A 7,630-nucleotide genomic window follows, 5' to 3' on the forward strand; every position below is an offset into this window, starting at 1 on the left:
ACGTCCCCCGGAAGTACACCGCCGCATCAGCCTTCCGGCCGTCCTACCGTCCCGGGGGATCGAACGGCCTACGGTTCTGCGCGCAGCTCGCGCCGTCGGCGGGACGGTCCAGCGTCACCAGGTACCGCGTGATCGCCGCGTCCGCGCAGGCGCTCTTGCCGATCGTCGTGTGACCCCAGCCGTTCACCGTCAGCAGGTGCGCGTCCGGGTAGAGGTCGGCGTACGGACGAGTGGCCGCGTACGGCGTCGCCGGGTCGTGCCGGGTACCGATCACCAGGACCGGGGCGTCGGCCTTCAGCTTCGTCCAGGGACCGCGGACGGCGTCGGTGTCGCGGACCGGGATGAACTCGCAGGCCTGACCGGTCCAGGTCCGCAGTCGCCCGAAGTGCGGGTACTTCTTGTCCGCCGCGTCCGCCATCGCCTGGTACGCGAACGGCCGTCCGGTCTGCTGGGCCTCGACGCACGGCTGCAGGGCGGTGCCGAGCGAGGCGTAGTCCTCCTCGCGCTGGTTCCACCCGAACACCGTCGCGGACGCCTTGCCGAGCGTCTTCGTCGCCGTACGACGGGGAACGGCCAGATCAGTCAACGCCAGGGCGAGGTTGGGCCAGGCCGCCGGGCTGTAGAGCTGGCTGAAGATCATCCCGACCGTCAACGCGTAGGTGATCGTCAGCTTGCTGCCGTCGGGCAGGGTCACGTCGACCGGGTGCGTCTTCAGCCGCTCGAGCGTCTGCTCGGCGGCGGTCCCCGGGTCGCCCAGCGCCGCCAGCGCGCACTGGCTCGGTCCGGCCTGCTTGCACTCGGCCTTGAACTGCGCGAAGACCTCGCTCGCGGCCTTGGCCTGGCCGAGCCGTACGCCGAGCGGGCGCGAGTCGGCGCTGGACCCGGCGTACGAGGAGGGAGTCCAGGTGCCGTCCAGAGCGAGTGCACGGATGTTGTGCGGGAAGAGCTCCGCGTAGGTGGCGCCGAGGTAGGTGCCGTACGAGTAGCCGATGTAGGTCAGCTTCTTGTCCCCGACAGCCTGGCGGAGCAGGTCCATGTCGCGGGCGACGTTCGCGGTCGAGAAGTGCTTCAGCCGGTCGGGTGAGGTCTTCAGGCAGCCGAGGCCGAGCTTGGCGTTGATCCGGTTGGTCTGCCGGATCTCGTCGCGCGTCATCGGGAACTGTGGCAGCCCGGTCATCGCGGCGGCCTCCTCGGCCGCGGTCGGGAAGCACGTCACCGGATCGGACTTCCCGACACCCCGCGGGTCGAAGCCCAGGATGTCGAACTTCGCCCGGACGTCGGCCGAGTAGGTCGTGGTCGCGAACTGCTGCACGAACGGCAGCCCGGCGCCACCAGGCCCACCGGGGTTCGTGAACAGCGTCCCGATCCGCTCCGCCGGCTTCGACGCGGGCAGGCGGGTCAACGCGATCGTGGTCGTCGCACCGCGCGGCTGGTCGTAGTCCGTCGGCACCTCGACCGACGCGCACTGGAACTTCGCGAGCGCGGGCTCAGCGCCGCAGCTTCCCCAGGCGATCACCGGTACGACAGGCCCGCGGTCCGTCGTACCGGCGGCTGCGGAACCGACAGGGACGGCGAGTCCGGCGACACCGAGGACCACGCCAAGTCTTCGAACCAGAGGATGCACGACAGTCTCCCTCGACAGGCAACAAAGTTGCCGCCCAGGCTAGGAACCGGCCCGCTCCCCCGGCGTCCCCCAACGGAAGGAAGCCGGCCCTCCGCCGCGCAGCGGATGGCCGGCTTCCTCCACCGGAGCTTGCTTGCCGTACGACGCTCAGGCGGTCTTCTCGCGCCGTTCGCGCTTGCGCTCGATCTGGTCGCGCGGGATCAGCGTCGGGTTGACGTTCTCCAGCACGACCTCGCCGGTGACGACGACCTTGGCGACGTCCTCGCGGCTCGGCACCTCGTACATCACGTTGAGCAGGACTTCTTCCATGATCGCCCGCAGACCACGAGCACCGGTGCCGCGCAGCAGCGCCTGGTCGGCGATCGCGTCGACCGCGTCGTCGGTGAACTCCAGCTCGACGTTGTCGATCTCGAACAACCGCCGGTACTGCTTGACCAGCGCGTTCTTCGGCTCGGACAGGATCTTGATCAGCGCGTCGCGGTCCAGCGGCGAGACCGTGGTGATCACCGGGAGCCGGCCGATGAACTCGGGGATCAGCCCGAACTTCAGCAGGTCCTCGGGCATCACGTCGGCGTAGCCACCGGCTTCGCGCGGCGCTTCGACCTCGTTGCTCATGCTGAAACCGAGGGTCTTCTTGCCGACCCGGGCCTCGACCATGTGCTCCAGGCCGGCGAACGCGCCACCGACGATGAACAGCACGTTGGTGGTGTCGATCTGGATGAACTCCTGGTGCGGGTGCTTGCGTCCGCCCTGCGGCGGCACGCTCGCGGTGGTGCCCTCCAGGATCTTCAGCAGCGCCTGCTGGACGCCCTCGCCGGAGACGTCGCGGGTGATCGACGGGTTCTCGCTCTTGCGGGCGATCTTGTCGACCTCGTCGATGTAGATGATCCCGGTCTCGGCCTTCTTGACGTCGTAGTCGGCCGCCTGGATCAGCTTCAGCAGGATGTTCTCGACGTCCTCGCCGACGTACCCGGCCTCGGTCAGCGCCGTGGCGTCCGCGATCGCGAACGGGACGTTCAGCATCCGGGCGAGCGTCTGCGCGAGGTAGGTCTTGCCGCAGCCGGTCGGGCCGATCAGGAGGATGTTGGACTTGGCCAGCTCGACCGCCTCGTCCTTGGCGTGCCGGCCCGCGCTCGAGGCGCCCTGACCGTCACGGACCCGCTTGTAGTGGTTGTACACCGCTACCGCGAGCGCCTTCTTCGCCACGTCCTGTCCGACGACGTACGCGTTGAGGAAGTCGTAGATCTCACGGGGCTTGGGCAGCTCCGTCAGACCGACCTCGGAGCCCTCGTTCAGCTCCTCCTCGATGATCTCGTTGCAGAGATCGATGCATTCGTCGCAGATGTAGACGCCGGGACCGGCGATGAGCTTCTTGACCTGCTTCTGGCTCTTCCCGCAGAACGAGCACTTGAGCAGGTCGCCGCCGTCACCTATGCGTGCCACCGGGACAGATCCCTTCTCTCACTAGCTGAGGCCGGCCGAGCGATGGTGCCGTCTCGGACCTTGGTCCGACGGTACCCCGCCACGAGCCCTTGTGCCGCCCTGTCCACAGCGTCGCGAGTACGCCTGTGGCGAACGGGAGGCCCTTGACGAGACGCCCGGCGGATCCTAAGGTCCGCCCGGCCGCCGCGCGGTCGGGAACCGGGGGACCGCCGCGGCCCCGGTGCGGTGCACCGGGGCCGTCAGCGGGCCAGGGGCTCAGGCGCCGACCGGCACCGGGGCCTTGCGCGACTCCAGCACGGAGTCGATCAGGCCGTACTCCACTGCCTGCTCGGCGGTGAGGAACTTGTCCCGCTCGATGTCGCGGGACACCTCCTCGATGTCCTTGCCGCTGGCGTCGGCGAGCATCTTCTCCAGCAGCGAGCGCAGGCGCAGGATCTCGTTCGCCTGGATCTCGATGTCGCTGGACTGCCCGTAGGTGCCCTCGGTGGCCGGCTGGTGGATGATGATCCGGCTGTTCGGCAGCGCCATCCGCTTGCCCGGCGTACCGGCGGCGAGCAGCACGGCCGCGGCGGAGGCCGCCTGGCCGAGGCAGACCGTCTGCACGTCGGACTTGATGTAGCGGATCGTGTCGTAGATCGCGGTCAGCGCCGTGAACGAGCCGCCGGGAGAGTTGATGTAGATGCTGATGTCGCGGTCGGCGTCCATCGACTCCAGGCACAGCAGCTGTGCCATCACGGCGTTCGCGATCTCGTCGGTGATCGGCGTCCCGAGGAAGATCGTGCGCTCCTCGAACAGCTTGGTGTAGGGGTCGACCCGGCGCATGCCGTACGACGTGCGCTCCTCCCACTGCGGGATGAAGTAGTTCATGCTGTGTCCTAACGAACGAAGTGGGAGATCAGGAGTTCGGGCTGCCGCTGGTGAGCTGGGCAGCGCTGGCCACGACGTGGTCGATGAAGCCGTAGTCCTTCGCCTGGTCCGCGGTGAACCAGCGGTCGCGGTCGGCGTCGGTCTCGACCTGCTCCAGCGGCTGGCCGGTGTGCTCGGCGATCAGCTTGAACAGCTGCGCCTTGATGTGCAGCGACTGCTGGGCCTGGATCTTGATGTCGGACGCCGTTCCGCCCATTCCGCCCGAGGGCTGGTGCATCATGATCCGCGCGTGCGGCAGGGCGAAGCGCTTGTCCTTCGCGCCGGCGCAGAGCAGGAACTGGCCCATCGAGGCGGCCAGGCCCATCCCGACGGTGGCGACGTCGTTGGAGATCCACTGCATGGTGTCGTAGATCGCCATGCCGGAGTCCACCGAACCCCCGGGGGAGTTGATGTACAGCCAGATGTCCTTGTTGGGGTCCTCGGCGTTGAGGAGCAGCATCTGAGCGCAGATCGCGTTCGCGTTGTCGTCGCGAACCTCGGACCCCAGGAAGATGATCCGGTTGCTCAGCAGGCGCTGGTAGATGTGGTCGTCGAGTCCGCCGGATCCGGTGCCGCCCGCGGCGGTGGGGCTGGCTGCAAATGTCTCGTTCACGAAGCCGACATTACTGGGCGACGGCGACAGAGCTAAGGCCGGTGGGCAGGTGTTCGCTCACGGCGCACCGTGTCTGCTGTGAGCGAATGGTGCCCCTGGGGCTGGGAGAGCATAGGCGGATGCTGCTGCGACCGATGAACGCATCCGATCTGGACGAGTTGCTGGTGGTCCAGGAGGAGGGCGCTGTCCTGGGACTGAGCGAGGTCTTCCCGCAGGATTCGTACCCATTTCCGCGGGAGTCGATCCGGGAGCGGTGGGCCGAGGAGCTGCTGGATCCGGCGATCGTGTGCTGGGTGGCGATCTCGGCGGCCGGCGGGGACGCGGGGTCTGTCGTCGGCGGGAACCGGGGCATCCGCGCCGGCCAGCCGGCCGGGTTTGCGGCGACGCGGGGTAACGAGCTGCTGCACTTCGGGACCGCGGTGTGGAGCTGGGGCTCCGGGCTGGCGTCGGAGCTGCACGACGCGGTGATCGACGGGCTGCGGGCGGACTGGCCGGCAGCGCGGCTGCACGTGTTCGAAGGCAACGCGCGGGCTCGCCGGTTCTACGCCAAGCACGGATGGGTGCCGACCGGGAGCAGTACACGGTCGGCGTTCGCACCTCACCCGGTGCTGCTCGGCTACCGGTTGGACCTGGAATAGGCGACGCCCCGGATCCCTGCGGATCCGGGGCGTCGTCGTACGGCGTACTCAGGCCTTGGCAGGCTCCTCGGCCGGGGTCTCCTCGGCGGCGGCCTCGGGCGCCTCGGCGGCGTCGGCGGCCTCCGGGTCGGCGTAGGTGCCGTCCGGGAGCAGGGTCTTCAGCTCGACCTCGTTGCCGGAGGCGTCGGTGACCTTGGCGTTCTCGACCAGGTAGGCCAGCGCCTTGCCGCGGACGACCTCGGACACCAGGCTCGGGACCAGGTTGTTCTCGACGGCGTGCTGGGCGAACTGGTCCGGGCTGACACCGGAACGCTGCGCGTGCCGGACGATGTGCTCGGTCAGCTCCTGGTCGTTGACGCTCAGGCCCTGCTGCTCGGCCACCAGGTCCAGCACGAACTGCGCCTTGATGGCGTCCTCGGAGCGCTTCTTCAGGTCCTCGTCGAACTCTTCCTGGGTCTGCTCCTCGCCCTCGAGGAACTGGTCGAAGGTCATCCCGGAGTAGCCGAGCTGCTGGTCCAGGTTCTCCCGGCGGGCGGCGACCTCGTCGGTCAGCAGACCCTCCGGCACCGGCACCTCGACCAGGGTCAGGATCTTCTCGAGCACGGCGTCGCGCGCGTCGCCGGCCTGCTCGAGGCGCTTGCCCTTCTCCAGGCGGTCGCGGACGTCGGCCTTGAGCTCGTCGGCGGTGTCGAACTCCGACGCGGTCTGCGCGAAGTCGTCGTCGAACTCCGGCAGCTCCTGCTCCTTGACCGCGGTCACGGTCACCGCGACGTCGACGTCCTCGCCCTTGAGCGCGCCGCCGACCAGCTGGGTCACGAAGGTCTTGGACTCACCGGCGTTCAGGCCGAGCACCGCGTCGTCCAGGCCGTCGAGCAGCTGACCGCTGCCGACCTGGTACGACAGGCCGGTCGCCTGCGCCTCCTCGATCTGCTCGCCGTCCTTGGTGGCCGACAGGTCGAGGGTGATGTAGTCGTTGTCGCCGACCGCGCGCTCGACCGGGTTCAGCGAACCGAACCGCTGCCGCAGCGACTCGATCTGCTCGTCGATCTCCTCGTCGGAGATCGCCAGGTCCTCGACGGAGGCCTCGAGACCGGTCAGGTCCGGCAGCTCGATCTCCGGACGGACCTCGACCTCGGCGGAGAACTGCAGGCTCTCCTTGTCGTTGAACTCGGTCACGTCGACCTCGGGCCGGCCGATCGCCTTGACCTCGTTGTCCTGGACGGCCTGCGAGTACAGCTTCGGCAGCGCGTCGTTGATCGCCTCTTCGAGCACCGGACCGCGACCGACGCGCTGGTCGATGACCTGCGGCGGGATCTTGCCCTTGCGGAAGCCCGGTACGACGATCTGGCTACCGATGCTCTTGTACGCCGCGTCGAGGCTCGGCTTGAGCTCCTCGAACGGCACCTCGACGATGAGCTTGACCTTGGTCGGGCTCAAGGACTCGACGGTGCTCTTCACGGTGGCGGTTCTCCTTGGTCGATGACGATCACGGCACGCCCGGACAGGCCGCACCACAGGTACTGCAGGGGTTTGTCGGGGCGACAGGACTCGAACCTGCGGTCTCCTGCTCCCAAAGCAGGCGCGCTAGCCACTACGCTACGCCCCGCAGTGACCGAACGAGTCTAGTGGACGCGGAGGCATGCTCGCGCCCCCACCCCTCTTGTCGAGCGTATCGGCCGGATCAACCCACCCGCGGTAACCCGTTTTGAGCCCGGCGGCCGGATGTGAAATCATGACGCTCGTACCCGGGAGACCGGGTGCACGCGGGTGTAGCTCAATGGTAGAGCCCCAGTCTTCCAAACTGACTACGCGAGTTCGATTCTCGTCACCCGCTCCGACGAAAGGCCCAGGCCCTCGGACCTGGGCCTTTCTTCGTTGGCCGGCGCTCAGGGGTGGATCTCCGGGGCGTAGTACTGCGGGAGGGGCTCCGGGCCGTCGTACAGCTGGCAGGGGCAGGGGCGGAAGACGGTGGTGCCGGCGTCATAAGCCCAGTGGGAGTTCTCTGCCTTGCAGGCGCCTTTGCCGTCGACGTGCTGACCGCGGGGGTGGTTGCAGGAGCACATCGACTCGACCGCCTTCGGTGGCGGCCCGGCCGACGCGCGGCCGCGGCGGCGTCCGGTGAGGTATCCGATCACGAGGCCGGCCAGGAGGATGGCTGCGCCTTCGATCATGGTGCTCCTCCTCTGCCGACTGTCCTGGCTCATTCTCCTGGAGGCTGGGGTCGTTCACCAGTACGGCGTACTGGCTCGCCGCTCAGGTGGGCTCGGCGAAGCGTCGCAGGGCTTCGATCACCAGCGGCGAGAACCGACTCGCCGGGCTCTGATCACCTGTCGACTGCTTCGTTGTTCGACGACTGACGCGGTGTATCGCGTCAGACGTGCAACAACGAAGCTGATGGACCGCGGG

Annotated in this window: 7 protein-coding genes and 2 tRNA genes; 2 read left to right on the forward strand and 7 right to left on the reverse strand. The window is 68.3% G+C overall.

All coding sequences use genetic code 11. From position 1 onward, the window contains the following. Positions 1–43: 43 nt before the first annotated feature. From ACLQ2O_RS35860 to ACLQ2O_RS35875, 4 genes are all read right to left on the reverse strand, one after another. Positions 44–1,624: an alpha/beta hydrolase gene (locus ACLQ2O_RS35860; protein ID WP_425841133.1), complete on the reverse strand. Its 1,581-nt coding sequence runs from the start codon at positions 1,622–1,624 to the stop codon at positions 44–46. 147 nt (positions 1,625–1,771) lie between these two features. Beyond that, positions 1,772–3,067 (reverse strand): ATP-dependent Clp protease ATP-binding subunit ClpX, encoded by a 1,296-nt coding sequence (clpX, locus tag ACLQ2O_RS35865; RefSeq protein WP_425841136.1) that lies wholly within the window; start codon positions 3,065–3,067, stop codon positions 1,772–1,774. Between the two features lie 255 nt (positions 3,068–3,322). Then, positions 3,323–3,934 (reverse strand): ATP-dependent Clp protease proteolytic subunit, encoded by a 612-nt coding sequence (locus ACLQ2O_RS35870; RefSeq protein ID WP_363676147.1) that lies wholly within the window; start codon positions 3,932–3,934, stop codon positions 3,323–3,325. Positions 3,935–3,962: 28 nt separating this feature from the next. Continuing rightward, complete coding sequence (locus tag ACLQ2O_RS35875) at positions 3,963–4,586, reverse strand: ATP-dependent Clp protease proteolytic subunit (protein WP_425841139.1); 624 nt, start codon at positions 4,584–4,586, stop codon at positions 3,963–3,965. A gap of 119 nt (positions 4,587–4,705) precedes the next feature. Between ACLQ2O_RS35875 and ACLQ2O_RS35880 the strand changes: the two genes are divergently transcribed. Beyond that, on the forward strand, positions 4,706–5,224 hold the full coding sequence (locus ACLQ2O_RS35880; protein WP_425841141.1) for a GNAT family N-acetyltransferase: 519 nt from the start codon (positions 4,706–4,708) through the stop codon (positions 5,222–5,224). A gap of 48 nt (positions 5,225–5,272) precedes the next feature. On the opposite strand, the gene tig is transcribed toward ACLQ2O_RS35880, so the two are convergent. Beyond that, positions 5,273–6,682, reverse strand: coding sequence for a trigger factor (tig, locus tag ACLQ2O_RS35885; RefSeq protein WP_425841143.1), 1,410 nt, complete (start codon positions 6,680–6,682; stop codon positions 5,273–5,275). Between the two features lie 75 nt (positions 6,683–6,757). Next, positions 6,758–6,830, reverse strand: a tRNA-Pro gene (locus ACLQ2O_RS35890). Positions 6,831–6,987: 157 nt separating this feature from the next. On the opposite strand from ACLQ2O_RS35890, the gene ACLQ2O_RS35895 reads away from it, so the two are divergent. Beyond that, a tRNA-Gly gene (locus ACLQ2O_RS35895) sits at positions 6,988–7,058 on the forward strand. 52 nt (positions 7,059–7,110) lie between these two features. Here ACLQ2O_RS35895 and ACLQ2O_RS35900 read toward each other — a convergent pair. Then, positions 7,111–7,395, reverse strand: coding sequence for a hypothetical protein (locus ACLQ2O_RS35900; protein WP_425841145.1), 285 nt, complete (start codon positions 7,393–7,395; stop codon positions 7,111–7,113). Positions 7,396–7,630: the final 235 nt, after the last annotated feature.

This window comes from Kribbella sp. DT2 (genome assembly GCF_049844575.1).
Taxonomy (GTDB): Bacteria; Actinomycetota; Actinomycetes; order Propionibacteriales; family Kribbellaceae; genus Kribbella.